This window comes from Corynebacterium sp. MSK012 (assembly GCF_030232435.1).
Classification (GTDB): Bacteria; Actinomycetota; Actinomycetes; order Mycobacteriales; family Mycobacteriaceae; genus Corynebacterium; species Corynebacterium jeikeium_D.
The window spans coordinates 14839-39497 of record NZ_JASPJU010000002.1 but is presented as its reverse complement, the minus strand read 5'-3'; the positions used below and the strand labels follow the sequence as shown (position 1 = coordinate 39497).

Here is a 24659-nt window from a genome sequence, read left to right as displayed (position 1 = left end):
AGTACTCCCTTGAATAACGCACATGCTTTCCGACGTCCCCTTCGTGCCTCAGCAGCTGGTATCGCTGTGGCTGCTCTGGCATTCGGAGCCGCCGCCTGTGGCTCTGATGAGGGAACGCAGGCCTCGTCGTCAGGCCTTACCCTCACCAACTGCGGTGAAGAAGTCAGCTACCCGGGTGTAGCTAAAAAGCTGCTGATTAATGACGGCAATATTGCTTCGCTGGCGCTGGCTGTCGGTGCTGCGGATGAGATCACAGCGGTGAGCTCTATGGCCTCGCATCTGCCGGTGTTGACCGCAGCTTATGGCGATGCAATTGCGCAGAAGCCAGAAGTTGCGAAGGAATACCCGAATCTGGAGCAGGTCATTGCGGCCGAACCGGATGTGATGCTGGCGGGCTGGGGCTATGGCTTTAGTGAAGACAAGGGCATTACCCCGGAATCGCTTTCCGAGCACGGTATCGGTGCCTACACCCTGACGGAATCTTGCCGTACTGGTGACGCAGCCTCGGCGGGCAAGGAAGGCAGTGGCGACCCGGGGCATACTCGTGGTCTGGTGGATCCGTGGGAAGCTGTCAAAATTGATTTGAAGAATATCGCTACCTTGACCGGACACGACGGTGAGGGCGACAAGGTTATTGCAGATATTGATAACCGACTGCAAGCCCTGGATGCCGCGCCAAAGGGAGATAAGAAGCCAGTGGGCTTCCTCTTTGATTCTGTCGGTGAAGCACCAATTACCTCGGGTTCCTTTGGCGCACCGCAGGGCATCCTGGAAAAGGCCGGTGCAATCAATGCGACCGAGTCGATTAAGGACACTTGGACTACGACCTCCTGGGAGCATGTCGCGGAGATGAATCCTGACTTCATCGCGCTTGTGGACTACCCAGGTCAGACCTTCGAAGAGAAAATCAAGGTTTTGCGCACGAATCCGGCAACGAAGGATCTCGAGGCGGTCAAGGAGAACCGCTTTATTAACCTGCCGATTGCATTGTGGACGGAGTCTCCGCTGAACGTCGATGCCGCAGAGTACGTGCGCAAGGCGCTCGAGGAATATGGTCTTGTGCCGGCGTCGGAGGTGACGACGAAGATGGAGCTACCGTCTGAGCTACCAGGGCAGGAGTACCTGCAGAAGTAGTTTCGACCAAGGCCGTCAAGCACGAACTGACTAACGCGACTAAGGTGGGCATCATGCGAATTGCGACCCTTACCTCCGGTGGAGATTGTCCCGGTCTGAATGCCGTTATCCGTGCAATTGTCCGTACCAGCTCGAGCGAGTACGGCTCAACCGTCGTCGGTTTTGAGGACGGTTGGATTGGTCTTATGGAAGACCGTAGGGTCCAGCTTTACGACGATGAGCGGATTGACCGTATGCTGCTGCGTGGCGGCACGATGCTGGGCACCGGCCGCGTGCATCCGGACATTCTCATGTCTAACCTCGACCGCATCAAGGAAAATCTCTCTGATGCGGGCATCGATGCCCTGATCCCAATCGGTGGCGAAGGTACGCTGAAGGCCGGCAAGTGGCTTTCGGACAATGGGGTGCCGGTCGTCGGTGTTCCGAAGACTATTGATAATGACGTCAACGGTACGGACTACACCTTCGGTTTCGACACGGCTGTGGCTGTTGCCACCGACGCGGTTGACCGTCTGCACACCACTGCGGAATCCCACCAGCGCGTCATGATTGTTGAGGTCATGGGTCGACACGTGGGCTGGATCGCTTTGCATGCGGGTATGGCCGGCGGTGCTCACCACATTGTCATTCCGGAAAAGCCATTCGACATCAACGAGATTGTGAAGTCGATGGAGCGCCGTTTCCAGATGGGTGAGAAGTACGGCATTATCGTCGTCGCTGAGGGCGCCACCCCGAAGCCGGGCACCATGGAGTACGAAGAGGGCGGTGTCGACCAGTTCGGCCACCAAACCTTCAACGGCATTGGTCAGGTTATTGGTGCGGAGATTAAGAAGCGCACCGGGTACGACGTTCGCACCACGGTGCTGGGTCACATTCAGCGTGGCGGTACGCCGACTGCGTACGACCGCGTGCTTGCTACCCGCTACGGTGTCCACGCCACCCGAGCAGTACACGAGGGGGACTTCGGCAAGATCGTCGCTCTGCACGGTGAGAACATCGAGCGTATCGACATCGACGATGCGGTTGCTGAGTTGAAGGTTGTGCCGGATGGCCGTTACCGCGCAGCTGCTGCGCTGTTTGGTTAAACGCGTCGGTTAAGCACGCGTTGCTAAACATTTAGGCACATCTTCGTAACAAAATAGGCATACTGCCCGAGCTGGTGTATCAATCACCAGCTCGGGCAGTATGCTTTGTAAGGTTCCGGTTTTTGAAAAATAGACTTATATTTAGGATTTTCTCGTTATGTGGAAAAGAGCCACAACAATCGCGATGGCCTTTGTCGGCCTAACTGTCGGTGCCGGATTCGCATCCGGCCAGGAAATGATGCAGTACTTCGTGGCATTTGGCACTAACGGCTTGTGGGGCGTGGTACTTGCCTCCGTCGTGATGATTGCCAGTGGCCTGGCAGTGCTGTCAATTGCCAGCTACTTGCAGGCTGATGAGCACTCCGAGGTCTTCGACGTAATCACCCGCAGTTGGGTTTCGAAGATTTTGGATATCGCCGTGATGATCACGCTGTTCTGTACCGGCTTCGTCATGTTCGCCGGTGCCGGTGCGAACTTGAACCAGCAGTTCGGACTTGAGGTGTGGATCGGCGCCGTCATCATGGTTGCCCTGACTTTGGGTGTAGGCATGCTGGATGCCGACAAGGTCAGCCGCGTGATTGGCATGATCACTCCATTCATTATCGTGTTCCTGCTTGGAGCCGGTATCTACACTTTGTTCACCACCGACACGTCGATGTCGGAGGCCGCGCAGTACACCAATGAACTGTCGACATCGCTGCCACACTGGTCTATTTCTGCCCTGAACTATGTCGGTTTCTGTGTGATGGTGGCCGTATCGATGTCGATTGTCATCGGCGGTAGCTACCTGAACCCGCGTGAAGCTGGCATCGGTGGTCTCATGGGCGGGAGCATCTATGCAGGTCTGCTGACGCTGGTGACCTTTGCCCTCTTCTTCAAGGTCAAGGATGTTGGCCACGAAGATATGCCGACCCTGGCAATCGTCAATGACATCCACCCGGTCCTGGGTACCGTGATGGCAATCATCATCTACGCCATGATTTTCAACACGGCCATTGGCATGTTCTACGCGCTGGGCCGCCGCCTAACACGCAATACCCCGCAGCGTTTCCGCCTGGTATTCATCGTGACGGTGCTGATTGGTTTTGGCCTAAGTTTCTTTGGGTTCAAGGCCCTGGTTGGCTCCATCTACCCGGCCCTTGGCTACGTCGGTATCGCTCTTATCGTGATTCTGTGTGGTGCGTACCTGGCTGGACGTAACAAGCTGATGGAGGAGTCGAAGCGTCGCGGCCGTATCCGTAAGCTCGCACGCCGGAAGATGCACCCGAACAAGAAGTTCACCACCGCCGATCAGAAGAAGCTCGACCGCGCTTTGGCCAACTCCAACATTTCCAACGTCGATCTTCAGGAGAGCGTCCGCGACGACATCGTCGAGGAACTGGTCAGCGACGATAATGTTGAATTCACCGAGGATGACGCCGAGCGCATCGTAGAAAAGGATAATGAGCGCCTGGAGAAACTTTCCGAAATCGAGGAAGCCTCCGATGATGACAATCCTCGCGAGACCGCGAGGGACTCCTTCCCAGGCGAGGCCACAGCCACTGCGCCGAAGAAGCTTGCCGGACAGACTAAGAATGCATTCAAGCGCGTGGCTCACCCTAAGCCGAAGAAAGAAAAGTAACTAGCGCGACTAGGCAGCTCGAAAATTTAGGCAGCTCGAAAATAGAAGGCATCGCACCGGTAGGGAAGGGCGATGCCTTCTTCGTATGTGTGCCCCAAGTGTTCGTGGAGATACCAATGCAAGTTCGCCTCCACCTTGGCGCGAGTGGCGGGCTTGGAACGAAGCCAATAGGAACGGGTTCGTGCCAGCAGCACGATGTCCTCGATGGTCAGTGTCTGCTCCCAGGCCAGACGCACCTCATCGACTAGCTCCAGCTCCGGGCCAACCTCGGGGTAGAAGCCGGGACGCAACACGTCGCCGGCGTGCATTATGCGGCTGAGCCGATGCACCCACGGTACGGAAACATCCAAGGTGTTCCACACCAACATAGCCACGCTATCCGCGCGTAGCACCCGAGTGAGTTCTTTACTTGCAGCTGTCGGGTCCACCCAGTGCCATGTCTGCGCACATGTTGCTACATCGACGCTGTTGGACTCCAGTCCCGTGCGCTCCGCAGTGCCTTCCAGGCATTCCGCCGCTGGCACATTGTGCATCAGTGCTTGCCGCATCGCGGTGGAGGGATCGAGTGCCAGCAGGGTGGCATCGCGGTAGACGTCGGCAAGCGAGGCGGTGAGCTTCCCAGTGCCGGCGCCGATATCGGCGACTACCTGTGGGTGCGGTGCGAGACGGGTAAGCGCTTCGATGACGGTTGGAGGATATCCGGGGCGCACGCGGTGGTAGCCCGTGGCTCCGTCGGCGCTTTCCTGCAGGTCGTTGTCGAAAGTAGCGCCTGCGCGGTGGCGGTCAGCGGCGTCGCGGAACGTTGGCGTATCGCGTGCTGACGTCGGTGGAATCGGTGGGTGTTCGTTAACTCCGGGCACGACTTATACCCTAGGGCACGCCTGCGGGGCCATCGCTAGTAGACTCTACAAACATGACCGCTGCATACGCTGATGACTTGATGGACTTTGATGAGGTCCTCGAACGTTTTGACCCGGTAATGGGCATGGAGGTTCACGTCGAGCTCTCGACGAATACCAAGATGTTCTCCTCCTCCTCGGCGCACTTTGGTGCCGAGCCGAATAGCAACGTCGATCCCTGCAGCCTCGGCCTACCTGGCGCGCTGCCTGTGGTTAACCGTCAGGGCGTTGAGTGGGCCATCAAGATTGGCCTGGCGCTGAACTGCGAGATTGCTGAGTCCTCCCGCTTCGCGCGCAAGAACTACTTCTACCCGGACCAGCCGAAGAACTACCAGATTTCGCAGTACGACGAACCAATCGCCTACGACGGATATCTTGACGTTCAGCTTGACGACGGCACGGAGTTCCGTGTCGAAATCGAGCGCGCTCACATGGAAGAAGACACCGGCAAGCTGACGCACTTGGGCGGTGCCGATGGTCGTATTCACGGCGCCACGCGTTCGCTGGTGGACTGCAACCGCGCAGGTATTCCGCTGATTGAGATCGTTACTAAGCCAATTCTCGGTGCAGGGGAGCGTGCCCCAGAGGTTGCTCGTGCGTACGTTTCTGCGCTGCGTGACCTGGTGAAGTCCCTCGGTGTCTCCGATGCCCGCATGGACCAGGGCTCGATGCGTGTGGACTCCAACGTTTCCCTGCGCCCAATCGGCCAGGAGGAGTTCGGCACTCGTACCGAGACTAAGAACATCAACTCCCTGAAGTCGGTTGAACAGGCTGTTCGCTACGAGATGCAGCGCCAGGCTGCTGCGATTACTAATGGCGAGGAGATCGTTCAGGAAACCCGCCACTACCAGGAGACCGACGGCACGACCTCCAAGGGCCGCCCGAAGGAATCGCAGTCGGATTACCGCTACTTCAACGACCCGGATCTGCCACCTGTGATTGCGCCGCGTGAGTGGGTGGAGGAAATCCGCGCAACTCTGCCGGAGCTGCCGTGGGTGCGTCGTGCCCGTATTCAGGAAGAGTGGGGTCTGAAGGACGAGGAAATGCGCGACCTGGTTAACGCCGGCGCTCTCGACCTGATTGTCGACACCGTTGAGGCTGGTGCCGGCCCGGCTGAGGCTCGTTCCTGGTGGGTCGCTTACCTGGCGCAGAAGGCCAACGAGGCAGGCGTGGAGCTGGCTGAGCTCGCGATTACCCCGGCACAGGTTGCACGTGTGATTGCACTGATTGAAGAGGGCAAGCTGACCAACAAGCTGGCCCGTAAGGCCGTTGACGGCGTGCTCGCAGGCGAGGGCGATGTTGATGAGGTCGTTGCTGCCCGTGGCCTGGAGGTCGTTCGCGACGACGGTGCTATTGAGAAGGCCGTCGACGATGCACTGGCTGCTAACCCGGACATCGTCGAGAAGTACCGAGCTGGCAACAAGAAGGTCGTCGGTGCCATCGTGGGGCAGGTCATGAAGGCCACCCGCGGCAAGGCAGACCCGGCTCAGGTCAACCAGCTGATTGCGAAGAAGCTGAGCTAGCCTCCCTGAAAGCTAATCCGGGGAACCGCCGGCGGCACCATCGCTCGGCAGTCTGACGACGCGCTCGTCGGACTCCGACGGTTGTGCCCCGGCGGTTTTGTTGGTCGTGGCACCCCAAACTTCAATACCCTGATTTGCTGCGACAGCCGCTACATACGAGATGTGGCCGAAGTCGCCGTCGACAAGCACTTCAGGGGAACCCTTGACCTCCCACGCCGCGTCGGGCCCACTTGACTTCGGACCCACCGGCATGGAGATGACCTTCTGCGCGTCTGGGATGGCAATGACCACGCGGTCACCCATCACTGCGCATCCACCGATGGAATCGTTCAGGTCCACACCGCCGAGGGGATTAATCACAGGGCCGGTGAGCTGAACCAGCTGTGGGGTGCCGTCGAGAATGGCGGTTGCCAACGGCGGCATTCCGTCCGGACCATGGCAGAACTGCTGAAACTCAATGCCTGGATCTCCCACGAGCAATTTGCGCGGGGACAGGGTGTCCGAAGTTCGGTCAAAATAGATTCCGAGAATGCCGGGCTCGCTGAGGTCCGGAAGTTCGCGCACATCAGCGGTGCTGCCCTCCACGAGGGTGACGCGCGCAATGGTGTCGTCGTTACGCAAAACAAAGACCTGACGGTCCTCTTCAACCGAGGGACTGGGCAGCAGTTGTTTTGCAGGGGCGCCGAGCCGTGCGACCTCACGCGGTGTCTTACCCGGTGCGACAACGGTGAGTGCACCGTCGTCGGTGGCGACGAGAGCCTCCCCAGGGCCGGTTGAGGCTAGCGCGGTGGTAAGCGGTAGGCAGGCCGCGAGAGTGACATCGTCGAGGTCGCAGGGACCTTTGTCTTTGGCTTTGCTTTCCGTGGTTGGGACCGGGGTAGAGGGCAAATCAGGGGAGGAAAACTTCGGCATGGCAATGCCTGTCGGTTCCGACTTGTCTTCAGTAAACGGTGACTCAAGCGCGCTCGAGGCACTCATGCAGCCGGAAAGAGAGACCATCCCGACGACACCAGCGGCGAGCGCAGCACGACGACGCCGCCCGCGAGCGCGAGCCTGTGCACTGCTGGTGTGGACGAGGTGGAATCCCATAGGCATACACAATACAGCCTCGTTTCCCGGCCACGCCTGCGACCAAAAGTGAGGCAGTAGTTTTAATGTGGACGATGTGAGCGACTCAGAGAAGTACCCGAACGACCGCGCCCTCGAGAATGTGGAGGACGGATTCGATGACGATCTCGACGTCCCGACCTACCGCAAGCTCGCTGAGCCAATGAACGAAGAAACAAACCGTGACGACAGCGACAACACCGCAACGCAGATTTTTCCGGGTGTGCCGGAAAAGCGCGTAGAGGAGGAGTCGGAGGCGGAGGTAGACCAAGAAAACCTGCCGCCGGAAGCCGAGACCGATAGCGGTGCTGAAGCCGAGGTGGAAACCGAGTCTGAAACAGAAACAGTGACTGAGCCGAGCCCCGAGCCGGAGCCTGAAGTTCAGGAAGCCCCGAAGAAGCGCTACGACGCCTACGCCGCTGCAGGCCGCACGGCACCTCAGGTGATTAGCCCTGCCGGTAAGCCTTCGCCGCGGGATGAACAGGCCGAAACTGAATTGGCACCCGCGGCCGATAAAGAGTCGGAGGTAGCCCCGGAGTCGGAGGCGACCGAAATCTTTGAGCAGCCGGCCCGTAGCGAGCGCGTTGATTCAGATGAGGATTTCAGTCAGCCGACGCAAGCCTTCTCGGCTTCTGAAGCAGCAGCAGCGTCCGCAGCGGGAACTGCCGCAAATAAGTCGGAAGCACAGTCAGCATTCGACGATGAGGCGGAGTCAACCTATGGCTCTGCACGCAATTCCGCAGCTGAGACTCAGTATTTCGATGAATCGGATTTCGCTGAACCGGCTGCCTCTCGCGATACCGCTGGTGCCGCTGGTGTTGCAGGAGCAGGCGTAGGGGCCGCCGGGGCAACTGCTGCTACGACTACCGCCGCTGCTGACGACGATGAAGACACGGACTTTTACGACGACAACGAACCGGAGCACCGTCGCGGCACCACCGATTTCGGCCTTCTGCTGCTGCGTCTTGGATTGGGTGCGCTGTTGTTGGTCCATGGCCTGACAACGCTGCTCGGCTGGGGTAACTCCGGTGGCACCACTGCGCTGGAGACACAGTTTAGCCAGAACAACTTCGCCCTCGGCCCTGTGATGGCCACTGCCATCCCAACGGTTCAGCTCATCGCGGGTGCCCTGCTCATCTTAGGGCTTGCGACACCGCTGGCCGCAGCATTGGCGCTGGCATTGTCCGCCTACCTCAGCATGTTTGATGTGGCTACCTCTGCCAATGGCGTGAATATCGTCGGCCAGGATTCCAGCAACCTTCAGCTACAACTGTTGATGACCGCCATGGCACTTGGCTTGCAGTTCACCGGTCCGGGCCGCATCGGTATCGACTTCGGACGCGGCTGGGCTCGTCGCCCACTGGCATCGTCTTGGATCTTCGGAATTCTGTCCATCGCTGCAGCAATTGGCCTGTGGTGGCTGACGACCAGCACGCTGCCGTTTGTTGGCTAAGGCAGTTCGCAGCTACACAAACAGTCGAGCGGCCTAAACTAGGTTCTCGGTTAGGGGCGGGGTACAATGCCCCCTATGCCAAAGTCGAGACACGCACTAAAGACCACCCTCGCGGTGGTCTTTTTCATGTCTTCGATAGGCGCGACAACGTCGATCCACTCACCGTCGACAGCTGCTGCCGACGAGCACAGTGAGGTTGCAGCCTCCGTCTCGTCGGCAAGCGTCTGGCCGACACATCAGGTGAGTCTGCCACGCATGGACCTCAACGCCGAAGGGTTGATTGAGGTTGACCCACGCACGCAAATGGCGGTGAGCTACGAACCGGTGGGCGTGGGGTACAGCAGCCAGGCATCGCAACGCCCGCTGCCGGCGCTATCCCTGATTAAGTTGTATATCGGTCAGTATGTGCTCGAACACGGCACTGCCGACGATGCCGAGCGCGTCGAAAAGATGATTTCGCGTTCCGACGACGATTTGGCAGCCGACTTCTACCGGAAGTACCCGGAATCGGTCGATTCCGTTGCGACCGAGTACGGCCTGTTCAACACCTCCGGCGGAGAAAAGTGGGGAGTATCGAGGACCACCGCGGAAGATGTGGTGTCTTTTATTTCCCAGCTCCGTCTGAAGCATCCTAATTCTGAGGTGCTTGAGGCGATGCGACACTGGTCGCCGATTGCTGCCGATGGCTATCGACAGAATTTTGGTCTTGCCGGCCTGCCCGGTTCTGAAGGCGCGAAGATGGGCTGGTCCAACCGGCGTTCGTGGCACTCTTCCGTTGTTTTTGGCCCCGGATATGTAATGGCGGCCATTACCGAGGGTGGCAAAAATGCACACACCGAGGACGTCGCTGAGGGGATTGCCGACGTCGAGTGCCGGGATTTGGTGAAGCCCACGCGGAAGACTGGGCGCAAAGCTACCCTAGAAACGCCAAAGGCCCGTGCGGTAAGCACAGGCCTTTAAGCGGGTTTGATCTAGCTAGTCGACAATGCGGACCGCGCCCTTATCCGCACTGGACGCCATCTTGGCGTATGCGCGCAGCGCCTTGGACACCTTGCGCGGACGCGGCTTGTGCGGAGTAAACGGCTTGTCGCGCTTGAGCTCCTCATCGCGGCGAGCGGCCAGCTCCTCGTCGGACACCTGAATTTCGAGGCGTCGTTCAGCGACATCGATGTACACCGGGTCGCCGTTGCGGACGAGACCGATTGCACCGCCGGCAGCGGCCTCCGGGGAAACGTGGCCGATAGACAGTCCGGAGGAACCGCCGGAGAAGCGACCATCGGTGACCAGTGCACAGACCTTACCCAGGCCAGCGCCCTTGATGAATGCGGTCGGGTGCAGCATCTCCTGCATGCCCGGGCCACCGGAAGGACCCTCGTAGATGACAAAGAGAACTTCGCCCGGCTGCAAGGTGCGGTTCAAGATGACCGAGACAGCCTCTTCCTGGCTCTCTACGACACGAGCGGTGCCTTCGAAGTGGAACTGATCCTCGCCGATACCCGCGGTCTTCAGGACAGCACCGTCTTCGGCGATGTTGCCGCGCAGGACACACAGACCGCCTTCCTTCGTGTAGGCGTGGTCGAAGTCGCGAATGCAACCATTTACGGAGTCCGTATCTAGGCTCTCCCAGCGGTTGGACGTGGAGAACGGCTCGGTGGTGCGGACACCGCCAGGGGCTGCGTGGAACAGCTCAATCGCCTCGTCAGTGGCCTTGCCGCCGCGGATATCCCAGTTGTCCAGGTGTTCCTCCAGAGATGGGGAGTGAACGGAGCGGACATTCATTTGCAGCAGGCCCGCGCGGCGCAGTTCGCCGAGGATGGCTGGAATACCGCCGGCGCGGTGGACGTCCTCCATGTAGTAGTCCGAGTTCGGTGCCACCTTGGACAGACAAGGCACGCGGCGGGAAATGGCGTCGATGTCAGAGAGATTGAAGTCGATCTCGCCCTCCTGTGCGGCAGCGAGAATGTGCAGCACGGTGTTGGTGGAACCGCCCATGGCAACGTCGAGCGTCATTGCGTTGACAAAGGCATCGCGGTTGGCGATGCTGCGCGGCAGCACGGACTCGTCACCATCGTGGTAGTAGCTCTTCGCCAAGTCCACAATCAGTTCACCGGCGCGGGTGAACAAATCGCGACGGGCCTGCTGAGTCGCCAAGGTAGAACCGTTGCCCGGCAGGGACAGGCCGAGGGCCTCGGTCAGGCAGTTCATCGAGTTTGCGGTGAACATACCCGAGCACGATCCGCAGGTCGGGCACGCCGAGCGCTCGATGTCGAGCAGATTCTTGTCATCGACCTTGTCGTTCGCGGATGCAGAAATAGCCGAGATGAGGTCAGAGCCGGGCTTGACGACGCCATCGATAACAACCGAAGATCCCGATTCCATCGGCCCGCCGGAAACGAAGACCACCGGGATATTCAGACGCAGAGCCGCATTGAGCATGCCCGGCGTGATCTTGTCACAGTTGGAAATACAGACCAATGCGTCAGCGGTGTGAGCGTTGACCATGTACTCCACAGAGTCAGCAATAATCTCACGGGACGGCAGCGAGTAGAGCATGCCGTCGTGCCCCATCGCAATTCCGTCATCGACAGCAATGGTGTTGAACTCACGGGGGACACCGCCTGCTGCGGTCACAGCTTCTGCGACGATGTCGCCAACGTCCTTCAGGTGCACGTGCCCCGGAACGAACTGAGTGTAAGAGTTTGCAATTGCGATAATCGGCTTGCCGAAGTCGCTATCGGTCATGCCAGTTGCGCGCCATAGGGAACGCGCACCTGCAGCATTACGGCCGGCAGTGGTGACTTTAGAGCGAAGGGGAATCATGGGGGCTGCCCTTCCTAGATAGGGTGCAAGGTAATTAATTATCCATATTAATCACAAAAAGCCCCTAATGTCTCATTTCGTGGTCACTAGTGTCCGCATAATGAGATTTAGGGGCTTTGTGGACTGCTTATATGCTACTCGGCAGTGGTGTCACTTTTAGGCTTGGCACCTTTGGCTTTAGCGCTTTTAGCCTTGGCATCGGCCTCAACCTCACTGACCTTCTTCATTACCGAGTAGCCATCGCGGTCGAAAACCTCGACCTTGTCATTTTCCGCCATGCGAGCCGAAGCAATCGGATCTGGAATCAGACCGCCGGTGGCTTCCTTCAACTCCGGTAGCGAATTAAAAGAGATGGCCGGCAGGGCGATGCGCTCATCGGACTTGGTCACTGCAAAGGCGCGACCGCCCTTGTTGAAGAAGATGCCCGCAAATTCGCTCCAGGGCACCGAGCGGCGCTTGGCCAATAGGTACACCGCGGTGATACCGCGTGGTCCCACAGTGGTGCGTACTCGGAAAATCCAAAGCGTATAAATCAACGGTGCCAGGAAGGTAACGGCCAGCCACGGGGCAAAACCGGTGGCAATTACACACAGCACGAGCATGAACGCAACGATGAACAGATGCGTCTTCTGTGGGCGAAATCGCTGCGTCGCAATTTTTGGCTGTGGAGTCGAGTCAGTCATGGCCTTTGATTGTAGCGGGTAGTTCGGATTCGCCAATGCACGGTGGGCGGTTGCGCGTTATTGCGTATCAGCGGAGTTCGGTTCCGCGTTGTTAGTGGAGTATGTCGACTGTGATCCGCCAGAGCTCTCGTTGTCGGTGTTGCTCTGGTCAGAGTCCGGCTCGGTGGAGGTGGCGGTCGAAGGTGCGCGGTTCTGCGTGCTCTGAGGCTGCTGTGAAGTCTCGGACGGCTGATTCTGTGGCGTCTGAGTCTGCTGCGAAGTCTCGGTGGGCTGCACACTCTGTGTAGTGCTAGTCGGCTGGTTCGATGACTGCGGAGCTGACGACTCTTCCGGGTCCTCTTCCTGTGTCGTTACCCGATCGCTCCACCTGCTCGGTGCCAGCCATCCGGACGGACCATCCTCGGTCTCGACCGTCAGCAGATTCAAAACGCCGAGGACAATTAGGGTTGCCAAGAGCATGATTGTCGAAACGCGAGCACGTCCACCTGCAGAGAGGATTCGCTGGATCTTCTGGCGCGTCGTGAGTGTCTTCCAGTCAGGGTGGCTAGCCAGTTTGCGGATGACATTGTTGCTTCCGCTGTCTTCCTGCTCGCGTCGGGCATCATCGAGGTTGGCACCTGCATGTGGCAGGTCGGATCGCTCGTTCCCGACTTGCTTGTCGACGGTCTGAGTTTCCATCAGCTTGGTTTCTGCGGTATCCGGCTGGACAGTAGTGTTCGCTACCGCTTCGACAATTTCGGTTGGAGCACTGTCGCCGTCGTCAAGCTGTTGTTTTTTCTCTTGCTTAGCATCGGCCTGTCTAAGCTGTTCGATCATCGTGTCATCACGGACGTGGCCGGTGATTTCTTCGGCGGGGGCAAACGGAGTCTGTTGGGCGCGCTCGCCGTAGTCATCCCACCAAGTGTCGATGACTACGGCGCGGATGGCGCGCTCGATGAGCCATTGGTCGCCCGGTTTGCAGTCGACAATCAAGCGCATAGTGACGGTCCACGGCAGGCCCATAACCGTTGGCGGGTTGAGTTCCGTGGAGGACTGCAGCTTGATCTCGGAGAGAACTGCGTCCTTGACGGAGTCCAGTGTGATTGCACGCTTGGCGGCGGCGACAGTGCGCTCTTCCAAATCCTTAATGGAGCCACCGGCGGTCATCGGTACGGGAACTTCAACGACAGCACGGGACCACTGTGAGGAGTAGTTGATACACATACGTGCCTCGGAGTTCGGAACGATGATTTCCTCGCCGTTAAGGGTTCGGATGGTGGTGGCGCGCAATGTCATATTGACCACGTCACCCTGCACGGTCCCCGAAGGGGCGTGGAACTCAACCCAGTCGCCAATGCCGTACTGCTTCTCGGCAATGATGAACAGTCCGCCAAGGAAGTCGGCGATGACTCCCTGTGCGCCAAAACCAACAGCGGCGGAAACGACCGTCGCGGGGATAGCGGCGGCGGTCAGTGAGATTCCGAATTTCGACAGAATCGCGATGATTAAGACGAAGTATGCAATGACTTCGACGATGTAAACCACAGCGCCAATCAGTGCGCGCCGTCCCTTGGACTGCTCCTCTGAAGAGGAGATGTTTCCGTCCGCAATTGCCAGAACGAAACGTCGGATACGGGGAACAAGAATTAGCAGAATGGCCAGACATGCGATGGCAAGGCCGTTATTGGCCACCCATTGCCATGTCCGTAACAACATGTATTGCAAGAATTCCATGCCATCCACCGTAGGTCGTTCGCCTTAATATGCGCTGAGTTTAAAGGTAAAGAATTATGCATAAAGACGAGCTTTGGACTTGGGGCTTGCGGGGCTCGGGCGTGTAGGGCTCGGGTGTGCAGGCTTGGGTGTGCAGGCTTGGGTGTCCCCGGGGTCGTGGTCGGGGAGTTTCTGGGTAGAGTGATTCCCAAAGTTGGGGCGGGGTTCTCGTTGGAATCGGGTGGGTGCTCGGGGTGTGATACGGATGGCGTGTCCAATTGACGGGATTGACTTCTCACTATGTGGACGTTAGGGTTGTAGCCAACGCCACATTCGTAGCTTCTTTGCGTGAATGTGTGTTGAGTAGTTGCCCACCATGATCCAGGAGCGAAATCGTGAACGCGCACGAGCAGCACACCCCATCGCCCGCCCAATTCGCGGCTAAGGCGCGCACCAGCGCCCCCGAGCGAATTTCTGGTGCACAAGCCATTGTCCGATCCCTTGAAGAGCTTGGTGTCGAGGTAGCCTTCGGTATTCCCGGTGGTGCAGTGCTTCCGCTCTACGATCCGATTTATGACTCGGAGAAGCTTCGTCACGTCCTGGTGCGCCACGAGCAGGGAGCTGGCCACGCTGCCACTGGTTACGCGCAGGTTTCCGGCAAGGTTGGTGTCTGTATCGCGACTTCCGGCCCGGGTGCTACTAACCTGGTGACCCCGCTCGCGGATGCTCAGATGGACTCCGTTCCGGTTGTCGCTATCACTGGTCAGGTCGGTCGCCCGCTGCTGGGTACTGACGCTTTCCAGGAGGCTGACATCCGCGGTGTGACCATGCCGATTACGAAGCACAACTTCATGGTCACCGAAGCTGAGGACATCCCGCGCGCGCTCGCTGAGGCATTCCACCTGGCTTCTTCTGGTCGTCCAGGTCCGGTTCTGGTCGATGTCCCGAAGGACCTCCAGAACACGATGATCGACTTCACCTGGCCACCGGAGATCAACCTGCCGGGTTACCGTCCGGTGACAACCCCGCACCAGCGACAGATCGACGAAGCCGCTGAGATGATTGCTGCGGCAAAGCGTCCGGTGCTCTACATCGGTGGTGGCGTCATTAAGGCCGATGCTTCCAAGGAGCTGGTCGAGTTCGCCGAGCAGACTGGGGTTCCGGTCGTGACCACGCTGATGGCTCGCGGCGCATTCCCGGACTCGCACCCGCTGCACATGGGTATGCCGGGCATGCACGGCAAGGTGTCAGCCGTCGCTGCTCTGCAGAAGTCCGACCTGCTCATCACTATTGGCGCGCGTTTCGACGACCGTGTTACCGGTGATCTGAATTCCTTCGCGCCGAACGCGAAGGTAATCCACGCCGACATTGACCCGGCAGAGATTGGCAAGCTCCGCGAAGTTGATGTTCCCATCGTCGGCGATGCCCGCGAGGTCCTTGCCGCACTTAGCGAGTCCTACACCAAGCTCGGTCTTAGTCGCCCGCAGATTGCCGACTGGCTGAAGCTTCTCGACGGTCTCCGCGACGAGTTCCCCCTCGGGTGGGAAGAGCCCGCTGATGGTGCAATCGCTCCGCAGTTTGTAATTCAGACTCTGTCCGACATCGTTGGTCCAGAGGCCATCTATGCCGCTGGCGTCGGCCAGCACCAGATGTGGGCAGCGCAGTTCGTCCAGTACGAGAACCCGCGCACCTGGCTTAACTCCGGTGGTGCCGGCACGATGGGCTACTCAATCCCGGCTGCGATGGGTGCCAAGGCGGCTGCTCCAGAAAAGGAAGTCTGGGCCATCGACGGTGATGGTTGCTTCCAGATGACCAATCAAGAGCTGACCACCTGTGCAATGGAAGGTTTTCCCATCAAGGTTGCCTTGATTAACAACGGTAATCTGGGCATGGTTCGTCAGTGGCAGACGCTGTTCTACGATCAGCGCTACTCCAACACCAAGCTGCGCCCGGAGGATAACTCCTACCTGCCGGACTTCGTCCAGCTCTCCGAGGGGCTTGGCTGCGTGGCGATCCGCGTGACCAAGAAGGAAGATGTCGCGGCGGCGATTAAGAAGGCACGCGAGATTAATGACCGACCGGTGGTTATTGACTTCATTGTCGGTGAGGATGCTCAGGTGTGGCCGATGGTGGCAGCTGGCAAGTCCAATGATGAGGTCGAATACGCCCGCGGTCTGCGCCCGCTGTTCAACGATGAGAATTCAGCAGCTGAGGCCCCGGCTGACATCCACGGCACTGTTGTGGACAACGCCGAGGACGCCGCGAAGCAGCCCGACGCTAACCACCCGTCCATGAAGACCCGCTAATCGGGATCCGAAGCAACAGGAAGTGAGTCCCAAAATGGCTGAACTGCACACTCTATCCGTGTTGACCCTCGATGAGCCGGGTATTCTGGTCCGCATTGCGGGCATGTTCACCCGTCGAGGTTTCAGCATCCAGTCGATTACCTCGGGTGAAACTGAGACCGAGGGAGTCAACCGCATCACCGTCGTGGTTGAGACGGAGACGCTGCCGATCGAACAGATCACTAAGCAGCTGAACAAGCTGGTGCCCGTGCTGAAAGTGGTCCGCCAGCCCCCAGAGACCATGGTGTCGCGCGGACTGCTGATGGTGAAGGTTTCCTGCGACAACACCAATCGTCCGCAGGTAGTCGATGCCGCCAATCTCTTCCGTGCCCGTGTGGTGGACGTTTCTCAAGAGTCTGTCATCATTGAGGCGACGGGTGAGCGCTCGAAGCTTGTAGCCCTGCTGGAGGTCCTCGAGCCGTTTGGTATCCGTGAGCTCATTCAGTCCGGTACCGTCGCAATGGCACGTGGGCCGAAGCCGATGCTCCAGGCCCGCTAACAACTAAACGCTAAGATTTTTAACGAATCCGATTCGAAAAGAGGCTAACTTTAATGGCTATTGAACTGCTGTACGACGACGATGCTGATCTGTCCATCATCCAGGGACGTAAGGTTGCCATCCTGGGCTACGGTTCCCAGGGCCACGCTCACGCTCAGAACCTGCGCGAGTCCGGTGTCGAGGTTGTTATCGGTCTGCGTGAAGGCTCCAAGTCCGCTGTGAAGGCTCGGGAAGCTGGCTTCGAGGTTAAGTCCAACGCAGATGCCGCTGCATGGGCAGACGTCATTATGGTGCTGGTTCCGGACACCACCCAGGCAAGGGTTTACAGCGAGGACATCGAGCCGAACTTGAAGGACGGCGACGCGCTGTTCTTCGGCCACGGTCTGAACATCCACTTCGACCTCATCAAGCCGGCTGACAACATCACCGTCGGTATGGTTGCTCCGAAGGGCCCGGGTCACCTGGTTCGTCGTCAGTTCGTCGATGGCAAGGGCGTTCCGTGCCTGATTGCCGTTGACCAGGACCCGAAGGGCGAGGGCCGCGACCTGGCTCTGTCCTACGCTGCAGCTATCGGTGGCGCCCGCGCTGGCGTTATCCCGACCACCTTCGAGGCAGAGACTGTGACCGACCTCTTCGGTGAGCAGGCTGTTCTCTGTGGTGGCACCGAGGAACTGGTCAAGGTCGGTTTCGAGGTTCTGGTTGAAGCTGGCTACGAGCCGGAGATGGCATACTTCGAGTGCCTGCACGAGCTGAAGCTGATTGTTGACCTGATGTTCGAGGGCGGTATTGCCAACATGAACTACTCGGTCTCCGACACCGCTGAGTTCGGTGGCTACCTGTCTGGCCCGCGCGTTATTACCGCTGATACCAAGCAGCACATGCGCGAGATTTTGTCTGACATTCAGGACGGCACCTTCACCAAGCGCCTGATTGCCAACGTCGAGGGCGGCAACAAGGAGCTCGAGGACCTGCGCGCTTCCTACAACAACCACCAGATTGAAGAGGTCGGCTCCAAGCTGCGCGACCTGATGAGCTGGGTTAAGGTCGACGCTCGCGCTGAGACTGCCTAAGTTTGTTGCTTAAGCGAATCCCTCGCTTGTTCGCGAAGTAGGGCTTCATCACTGAGCTTCACCGCCGTGATGAGGCCCTTTTCGTATCTCTCTTACTAGTTTTCTTTCACTGAACCGTGTGGGGTAGACGTGTGGAATAAACGTCTGAGCTAAAAGCAACTACTGCCAAACGGGTGTAGCCCCAGTCCTATCCGGGGTTCTAATCTGGGGTGAAAGGTCTCCCTCAACAAAGACGTTCGATAGTCTAATCGTTGAAATCAAATCATTTCACGGAGGTAAATGTGCGAGTATCCGCAATGACGCGGCGCGTGACGGCAACCGTTGCCCTGACGGTCAGCCTGGCGTTGGGGTCAAGCGCCTTGGTCGCGTGTGGAAATTCCGACAGCGCTGTTTCCACGAAGAAGGTGGACGCTGAATCGACGGTGCTTAGCGACGACATCGCAGCGTCGGAAAGTCTGATCGACAGTTCGGAAGCGGTTGTCGTTTCCTCGGCTGGCTCTGCTGAGCAGCGTAGGGCGGCAGGCATCGCGGTTGCTGCTGGTCTGCCGATGCTAGTGGCTGGTTCTGCCGAAGATGCGGAAGATGACACTACTGCCAAGAGCCCGAAGAAGGATGCTCGTGGCCGTGATACTGGCGCCGATATCGCCGATGTGGAAAAAGAGATTGACCGCCTGGGCGCAAAGACAGTCCTTACTGTGGGGGCAGTTGACCTGACTGGCGAAGAGGGCCGTCAGATCATTGCGGATCCGGGTACGACCGATGGCCTTAAGGAGCTCGTCGGTACCGAGTTTAAGGTTCTCAAGGAGACGGAGTCGAAGCCGACTCGCGCTGTCGTTGAGATGGATCCGGAGAAGCCAACTGTCGTCGAGGGCGATGCAACGAAGGATGGGGCAGCCAACCAAGAGGCTCAGGATCGCGCCAGCGATGGGCAGGACGACAAGGGACAGGAGAGCGTCACCCTGCCGAAGGGATCTCCGAAGGAGGTCAAGGACACATTGGCACTGGCCGCACCGGGTACCGGTTTGGCCTCCATTGCTACGGCCCGCGCCGCTGGCCTGAAGGTCAGTTGGTTGCCGGTGGGCGACGCGCGTGCTACCTCTGAGTCGATTTCCGCTGCTCGCGACGGCGAGTCCCTGATTGCTCTGGGTAAGGTTTTCGGCGATAAGGACAAGTTTGATCAGTCCATCGAGCTTGCCAAAGATGACAAGGTCAAGGAGCTGCCAGGTGGAGGCACACTGCTGTTCCCCGGTCGTCATCTGATTGCAACGTATGGTCACCCTGGTGTCGCTCCATTGGGTGTGATGGGTGAGGATGATCCGGAGGATGCCGTCGCACGTGCGAAGGACTACGTGAAGCAGTACGAGAAGTTCGCTGATGACCCGGTACTGCCGGCCTTCGAGATTATCGCTTCGGTCGCGCAGGCTGACCCGGGTCCACGCGGTGACTACTCCGAGCCAGCTCCGGTTGAGACTCTGAAGCCGTACGTCGAGGCCATGACCAAGGCCGGCGGCTACGTCATCATCGACCTGCAGCCGGGTAGTGCAGACTTCCTGGACCAGGCCAAGTTCTACGAAGAACTGCTGAAGATGCCAAACGTCGGTCTGGCGCTGGACCCGGAGTGGAAGATGGAACCGGGGCAGGTTCCGGCGACTCAGGTTGGTCACGTTAAGGCTGAAGAAGTCAACCGCGTTGCTGATTGGCTGGCTGAGCTGACTCGTAAGAACAACCTTCCGCAGAAGATGCTGATGCTGCACCAGTTCCAGCTACAGATGATTCGCGACCGCGAGACGCTGGATCTGTCGCACCCGGAGCTCGCATTCGTTCTGCATGCCGACGGCCATGGCACCGCGCAGGAGAAGTTTGAGACCTGGAACGTCATGTTGCAGGATTTGCAGCCGGAGATTTTCGAGGCGTGGAAGAACTTCATCGACGAGGATCAGCCGATGTTTACTCCTGAGGAGACCATGAACATCGAGCCGCGTCCGTGGTTGGTTACGTACCAGTAGGTTATAGACCAGCAGAAATAAAAATATAACGCGAAATATTTGCCGACTTGAATGTCGGGGGCAACGGCGCTTACTCCCTAAACAAAGGGTAGTAAGCGCCGTTTTGCTTAGGTAAGTCCCCCCGTGTCTCACCCCCAGAGTTTATGATGAGACGTAATGCGCGTGCACGCTTTAGTAGTTTTCTTAAGTGACACCGCACATACTGCATAAACTTTTCGAGACAAACCAGGAGATGCTTGTGAGCCAGAACGCTCGCCCCGTTGTCCTCATCGCCGACAAGCTGGCACAGTCCACTGTGGACGCATTGGGGGATTCCGTTGAGGTCCGTTGGGTAGATGGCCCGAACCGCGCTGAGCTCCTGGCTGCGGTTGGTGATGCTGACGCACTTCTCGTCCGCTCCGCTACCACCGTGGATCAGGAAGTCCTCGAGGCTGCTCCGAATCTGAAGATCGTCGGTCGCGCCGGCGTTGGCCTGGATAACGTCGACATCGATACCGCTACCAAGCGCGGCGTCATGGTTGTCAACGCTCCGACCTCTAATATTCACTCTGCATGTGAGCACGCAATCGCACTGCTGCTGGCCACCGCTCGCCAGCTGCCGGCTGCGGACGCGTCCCTGCGTGAGGGGGAGTGGAAGCGCTCTTCCTTCAAGGGTGTCGAAATCTTCGGCAAGACCGTCGGTATCGTCGGTTTCGGTCACATCGGCCAGCTGTTTGCGCAGCGTCTCGCTGCTTTCGAGACCAACATCATTGCGTACGATCCGTACGCGAACCCGGCTCGTGCTGCTCAGCTCGGTGTCGAGCTGGTTGAGCTGGAAGACCTGATGGCTCGTGCTGATTTCGTGACCATCCACCTGCCGAAGACCAAGGAAACCGCTGGCATGTTCGATGCTGAGCTCCTGGGCAAGGCCAAGAAGGGCCAGATCATCATCAACGCTGCCCGCGGCGGTCTCGTCGACGAGCAGGCGCTTGCCGACGCAATCAAGGCTGGCAACATCCGCGGTGCTGGCTTCGACGTGTACGCGACCGAGCCGTGCACGGATTCCCCGCTGTTTGGCCTGCCGGAAACTGTTTGTGCTCCGCACCTGGGTGCCTCCACCGTCGAGGCGCAGGACCGTGCAGGTACCGATGTCGCTAAGTCCGTACTGCTGGCCCTGGCTGGCGAGTTCGTCCCGGATGCAGTCAACGTTTCCGGTGGCGCTGTCGGCGAAGAGGTGGCCCTGTGGCTCGAGCTGGCTCGTGAGCTGGGTCTGGTTGCTGGCGGTCTGCTCGAGGGCGCTCCGGCTGCTGTTGAGGTCACCGCTCGCGGTGAGCTGCACACTGAGGACGTTAACGTTCTGGGTATGGCAGCAATCCGTGGACTGTTCTCTCTCATGGTGGAAGAACCGGTCACTTTCGTCAACGCTCCGCGTATCGCAGAAGAGCGTGGTGTGACCTTCACTGTCGAGACCGAGCCGGAGTCCGTCTCCCACCGCTCCGTACTCGAGGTCAAGGTCATCGGTGCTGATGGCTCCACCGCTACCGTCGTTGGTGCTCTCACTGGCCTGAACCGCGTCGAGAAGATTGTCCGTATCAATGGCCGCGGCATCGACATGCGTGCTCAGGGCCGTAACCTCTTCCTGCTGTACAACGACGTTCCGGGCGCTCTGGGTCGCGTTGCTACCACCCTGGGTGAGTCCGGCATCAACATCGAGGCTGCTGCTCTGTCTCCGCAGGAAGCAGATCAGACTGCCATCCTGGTGCTGCGCGTTTCCAAGGAGGTTCCGGAGGAGCTCGTCGGAAAGATTACCGAGGAGATCTCCGCTACCCACGCTCTGCAGCTCGAGCTGGACTAGTTCTGAGCGCCTAGGCGTTTTAGAGCTAGTCTCTAGCGCAGCTTCTACTGCATGAAAAAATCCCCTCCGCATGGAGGGGATTTTTGTTTCCCAGCTGATCTATGCAGCCGTAGCCCTACTGCCTAGCCCTTCATCGAGCCCTTCTCAATCATGTTGACGTGGAAGTCGAAGGCAGTACGCAGGTCGTGCGGGGTAGACATGCCCGGAGCGGTCTTCAGCGCGCGCTCGTAGTACTCCTCCAACAGTGGCTGGTACTCCGGGTGTGCAACGGAAATCATCTTCGCCACGCGGTCACGCGGTGCCAGGCCACGCAGGTCAGCGAATCCACGCTCGGTGATGATGACCATGGCGTCGTGCTCGGTGTGGTCAATGTGCGAAGCGAACGGAACGATAGTCGAAATCGCACCGTCCTTCGCCAGCGACGGCGAGATGAACGAGGAAACGAAGGCGTTACGGGTGAAGTCACCGGAACCACCGATGCCGTTCATCATGCGGCTGCCGTTGATGTGGGTGGAGTTGACGTTGCCGTAGATGTCGGCCTCAATCATGCCGTTGGTGGCGATTAGGCCGACGCGACGGACAACCTCCGGGTGGTTAGAAATCTGCTGCGGGCGCAGAATGATGTTCTCGCGGTAGCGAGCAGCCTCGTTGTTCATACGCTCGGCCGCTTCCGGAGACAGGGAGAAGGAGGTAGCCGAAGCGACGGTCATCTTACCTGCGTCAATCAGGTCGATCATGCCGTCCTGAATAACCTCGGTGTAGGCCTTGATGTTCTCAAACTTGGAGTCCAACAGACCCGCCATCACGGCGTTCGGAACGTTACCGACGCCCGACTGCATGATGTACTGGTCGTAAGCCAGGCGACCCGCGCGAACTTCGCCCTCGAGGAAGTCGAGGAAATGGCCGGCAATAGCCTTCGAGGTCTCATCCAACGGCTTGAACGGGGAGTTGCGGTCCGGCGCGTTGGTCTCGACAACTGCGACAACCTTGTCCAGGTTGATGTCGATGTAAGGGGTACCAATGCGGTCACCCGGGGCGTTGATCGGCACCGGCGTGCGGTTAGGCAGGTGCTGAATGCGGTAGATGTCGTGCATGCCCTCGAGTTCCTCGGACTGCCACGAGTTGACCTCGATGATGATCTTGTCAGCGTTGTCCATCCACTCGACGTTGTTGCCAACGCTTGACGACGGAACGAGGTGTCCATCTTCCGTAATACGAGTGACCTCAACAATTGCGGCGTCAATCGGCAGGAAGCCCTGCTCGATGTACAGCGCGGAGTGGGAGAGGTGGATGTCCTGGTACTTCGCCTTGCCGGAGTTGATGGACTTACGCAGTGCCGGATCGCCCTGGTACGGCATGCGGTAGCGGATGATGTCAGCTTCTGCCATCACGCCGTCACAGTCTGGGGCAGTGGAAGCGCCTGTGTAGATGTCGACAGCGAACTCTTCACCCTTGGCGTGAAGTTCCTTGCCACGGTTTGCCAGCGCAGTCGGCAGGGCCTTCGGGTAGCCAGCACCGGTGAAGCCAGAGATGCCGAGGGCATCACCATGATTGATAAACTGTGCAGCCTCGTCGGCGGTCATTACCTTGCCGCGCAAACCGGCATGTGCGATGCGATCAGACATGTCATCTCCTAGATAGACTGTTCGACTTTAGTTTTGTCGCCTAACCTAGCATGCGCTAACAGTGTGTTGCCACACCCGCAGGTTGAGAAGTGATTTATGACACTCTGATCGCTTCAGCGGGTCGTTTATCGGCGCTCTTCCAGGGGCTTTGTTACAGCAATTCCCGCACTTCTTCGTCGGTCAGCATCGCGTCCTCGAATGCCTGCAGTGTGGCCTCTGGGTTAAATTTCACACCGATGAGTACGACCTCATTGGATGGTGGGACATCGGTCTGCGCCCACATGACGGCAGGGGTGATTTTCAGGTTCGGCCCCGCCTGACTCCACACGTGGGCGACTTCGAGGCGGTCGGAAATCCAGCAGTGCCCCTTGGATCGTACGAGCCCCTTTGTGCCGCGGAGAGCCTTAATCAGTCGTTCGCGGTCGAAGGGGCGGTTGCCTCGGAAAACAACCGAAGAAATGCCGTATTCTTCAGTCTCCGGCGTGTGGGGATTCGCAAGTTCTTCTGCATATCCGTGGAAAGTGGCCGCGGTACCTTCGTCGTAAAGCGATGCGTCGAGAATGGCAGAGGTGGCGATTTCGCCGTTAGTCACGCGGACGATGCGTGCGCGGGGGTTCATGGCGCGGATCGTTTCCTCGGTACCGCCGGTGAGCTTTTCGCCGGCGAGGTCGGATTTGGTGATGAGGATGAGATCGGCGAATTCCACCTGGTCGACGAGGAGGTCGGCGACCGTGCGTTCGTCGTCAGGCAGTGCGCGTCCCTGGCGGAGACTGTCGAGGAATGTAGAGGCGTCGACGAGCGTGACCATCGTGTCGATGGGGGCGATGTCGGCGAGGCGACGGCCGTCGTCGAATTCCCACTCGAAGGTAGCGGCGACTGGCATGGGCTCGGAGATGCCGGTGGATTCGATGACGATGTGCTCGAACTTGCCGCTGCGCGCGAGCTTGCCGACGTTTTCAACGAGGTCATCTCGCAGCGTGCAGCAGATGCAGCCGTTGGACATTTCGATGAAACGGTCCTCGCCGCGCTCGAGATATGTGCCTTGCTCGATGAGGGCGGCGTCGACGTTGACTTCCGAGAAGTCGTTGACGATGACCGCGATTTTGCGCCCCTGTGAGTTTGCCAGGAGGTTGTTGAGGAGGGTGGTCTTGCCGGCGCCCAGGAATCCGGACAGGACGGTGACGGGAGTGGTCTCGGTGGTGCTATCAGAAAATTCGGTAGAAGTCACCCGACAAGATTAGCGTACTGAAAATGATTATCAAT

At 58.8% G+C, this 24659-nt stretch carries 18 protein-coding genes; 11 read left to right on the top strand and 7 right to left on the bottom strand.

What is annotated here, in order from left to right:
• Nucleotides 1-9 precede the first annotated feature (9 nt).
• The 3 genes from QP977_RS01425 (at nt 10) to QP977_RS01415 (ending at nt 3840) form a co-directional block, all read left to right on the top strand.
• Nucleotides 10-1134, top strand: a complete 1125-nt coding sequence (locus QP977_RS01425; RefSeq protein WP_049172092.1) for an ABC transporter substrate-binding protein — start codon at nt 10-12, stop codon at nt 1132-1134.
• A 53-nt stretch (nt 1135-1187) separates the two neighbouring features.
• A complete protein-coding gene (locus QP977_RS01420; protein WP_038628534.1) occupies nt 1188-2219 on the top strand; it encodes an ATP-dependent 6-phosphofructokinase in 1032 nt (343 codons plus the stop codon).
• A 157-nt stretch (nt 2220-2376) separates the two neighbouring features.
• Complete coding sequence (locus QP977_RS01415) at nt 2377-3840, top strand: membrane protein (protein WP_049172094.1); 1464 nt, start codon at nt 2377-2379, stop codon at nt 3838-3840.
• A 26-nt stretch (nt 3841-3866) separates the two neighbouring features.
• Here QP977_RS01415 and QP977_RS01410 read toward each other — a convergent pair whose 3' ends face one another.
• Nucleotides 3867-4700 carry a class I SAM-dependent methyltransferase gene (locus QP977_RS01410; protein ID WP_049194081.1) on the bottom strand — a complete coding sequence of 278 codons (834 nt, stop codon included), beginning with the start codon at nt 4698-4700 and terminating at the stop codon, nt 3867-3869.
• 53 nt (nt 4701-4753) lie between these two features.
• On the opposite strand from QP977_RS01410, the gene gatB reads away from it, so the two are divergent.
• A complete protein-coding gene (gene gatB / locus QP977_RS01405; RefSeq protein ID WP_016422487.1) occupies nt 4754-6262 on the top strand; it encodes an Asp-tRNA(Asn)/Glu-tRNA(Gln) amidotransferase subunit GatB in 1509 nt (502 codons plus the stop codon).
• 12 nt (nt 6263-6274) lie between these two features.
• Here the strand turns inward: gatB and QP977_RS01400 are convergent, their stop codons facing one another.
• Entirely contained in the window at nt 6275-7351 is a 1077-nt protein-coding gene (locus QP977_RS01400; protein WP_224783716.1) for a glucose dehydrogenase, read from the bottom strand.
• A 76-nt stretch (nt 7352-7427) separates the two neighbouring features.
• Here QP977_RS01400 and QP977_RS01395 point away from each other — a divergent pair, with 76 nt between their 5' ends.
• A complete protein-coding gene (locus tag QP977_RS01395; protein WP_239271930.1) occupies nt 7428-8822 on the top strand; it encodes a DoxX family membrane protein in 1395 nt (464 codons plus the stop codon).
• Nucleotides 8823-8897: 75 nt separating this feature from the next.
• Nucleotides 8898-9782, top strand: coding sequence for a hypothetical protein (locus QP977_RS01390; RefSeq protein WP_239271932.1), 885 nt, complete (start codon nt 8898-8900; stop codon nt 9780-9782).
• A gap of 15 nt (nt 9783-9797) precedes the next feature.
• On the opposite strand, the gene ilvD is transcribed toward QP977_RS01390, so the two are convergent.
• The 3 genes from ilvD to QP977_RS01375 form a co-directional block, all read right to left on the bottom strand.
• The gene (gene ilvD / locus QP977_RS01385; RefSeq protein WP_284847072.1) at nt 9798-11642 is read right to left on the bottom strand and encodes a dihydroxy-acid dehydratase; all 1845 of its coding nucleotides are present in this window, start codon (nt 11640-11642) and stop codon (nt 9798-9800) included.
• Between the two features lie 134 nt (nt 11643-11776).
• A complete protein-coding gene (locus QP977_RS01380; RefSeq protein ID WP_070437865.1) occupies nt 11777-12325 on the bottom strand; it encodes a PH domain-containing protein in 549 nt (182 codons plus the stop codon).
• Nucleotides 12326-12382: 57 nt separating this feature from the next.
• Entirely contained in the window at nt 12383-14038 is a 1656-nt protein-coding gene (locus QP977_RS01375; RefSeq protein WP_070652967.1) for a mechanosensitive ion channel family protein, read from the bottom strand.
• A gap of 374 nt (nt 14039-14412) precedes the next feature.
• Between QP977_RS01375 and QP977_RS01370 the strand changes: the two genes are divergently transcribed.
• The 5 genes from QP977_RS01370 to serA all read left to right on the top strand — a co-directional run bounded on the left by QP977_RS01370 (nt 14413) and on the right by serA (nt 21771).
• The gene (locus QP977_RS01370; RefSeq protein WP_069358810.1) at nt 14413-16323 is read left to right on the top strand and encodes an acetolactate synthase large subunit; all 1911 of its coding nucleotides are present in this window, start codon (nt 14413-14415) and stop codon (nt 16321-16323) included.
• Nucleotides 16324-16357: 34 nt separating this feature from the next.
• On the top strand, nt 16358-16861 hold the full coding sequence (gene ilvN, locus QP977_RS01365; protein ID WP_048735338.1) for an acetolactate synthase small subunit: 504 nt from the start codon (nt 16358-16360) through the stop codon (nt 16859-16861).
• Between the two features lie 53 nt (nt 16862-16914).
• Nucleotides 16915-17931, top strand: coding sequence for a ketol-acid reductoisomerase (gene ilvC / locus QP977_RS01360; protein WP_049194075.1), 1017 nt, complete (start codon nt 16915-16917; stop codon nt 17929-17931).
• 281 nt (nt 17932-18212) lie between these two features.
• Nucleotides 18213-19937 (top strand): hypothetical protein, encoded by a 1725-nt coding sequence (locus tag QP977_RS01355; protein ID WP_049172104.1) that lies wholly within the window; start codon nt 18213-18215, stop codon nt 19935-19937.
• Nucleotides 19938-20175: 238 nt separating this feature from the next.
• Entirely contained in the window at nt 20176-21771 is a 1596-nt protein-coding gene (gene serA / locus QP977_RS01350; protein ID WP_049190146.1) for a phosphoglycerate dehydrogenase, read from the top strand.
• Between the two features lie 122 nt (nt 21772-21893).
• On the opposite strand, the gene scpC is transcribed toward serA, so the two are convergent.
• Together scpC and QP977_RS01340 are read right to left on the bottom strand one after the other, a co-directional pair.
• On the bottom strand, nt 21894-23396 hold the full coding sequence (gene scpC / locus QP977_RS01345; RefSeq protein ID WP_048735346.1) for a succinyl-CoA:acetate CoA-transferase ScpC: 1503 nt from the start codon (nt 23394-23396) through the stop codon (nt 21894-21896).
• Nucleotides 23397-23547: 151 nt separating this feature from the next.
• Nucleotides 23548-24624, bottom strand: coding sequence for a GTP-binding protein (locus QP977_RS01340; RefSeq protein WP_049172106.1), 1077 nt, complete (start codon nt 24622-24624; stop codon nt 23548-23550).
• Nucleotides 24625-24659 lie beyond the last annotated feature (35 nt).

Excerpts from the sequence above, each read along its gene's own strand:
- QP977_RS01420 (WP_038628534.1), top strand. The coding sequence starts at position 1,188 with ATGCGAATTGCGACCCTTACCTCCGGTGGAGATTGTCCCGGTCTGAAT.
- QP977_RS01415 (WP_049172094.1), top strand. The coding sequence starts at position 2,377 with ATGTGGAAAAGAGCCACAACAATCGCGATGGCCTTTGTCGGCCTAACT.
- QP977_RS01390 (WP_239271932.1), top strand. The coding sequence starts at position 8,898 with ATGCCAAAGTCGAGACACGCACTAAAGACCACCCTCGCGGTGGTCTTT.
- QP977_RS01375 (WP_070652967.1), bottom strand. The coding sequence starts at position 14,038 with ATGGAATTCTTGCAATACATGTTGTTACGGACATGGCAATGGGTGGCC.
- gatB (WP_016422487.1), top strand. The coding sequence starts at position 4,754 with ATGACCGCTGCATACGCTGATGACTTGATGGACTTTGATGAGGTCCTC.
- scpC (WP_048735346.1), bottom strand. The coding sequence starts at position 23,396 with ATGTCTGATCGCATCGCACATGCCGGTTTGCGCGGCAAGGTAATGACC.
- ilvN (WP_048735338.1), top strand. The coding sequence starts at position 16,358 with ATGGCTGAACTGCACACTCTATCCGTGTTGACCCTCGATGAGCCGGGT.
- QP977_RS01400 (WP_224783716.1), bottom strand. The coding sequence starts at position 7,351 with ATGGGATTCCACCTCGTCCACACCAGCAGTGCACAGGCTCGCGCTCGC.
- ilvC (WP_049194075.1), top strand. The coding sequence starts at position 16,915 with ATGGCTATTGAACTGCTGTACGACGACGATGCTGATCTGTCCATCATC.
- QP977_RS01380 (WP_070437865.1), bottom strand. The coding sequence starts at position 12,325 with ATGACTGACTCGACTCCACAGCCAAAAATTGCGACGCAGCGATTTCGC.
- ilvD (WP_284847072.1), bottom strand. The coding sequence starts at position 11,642 with ATGATTCCCCTTCGCTCTAAAGTCACCACTGCCGGCCGTAATGCTGCA.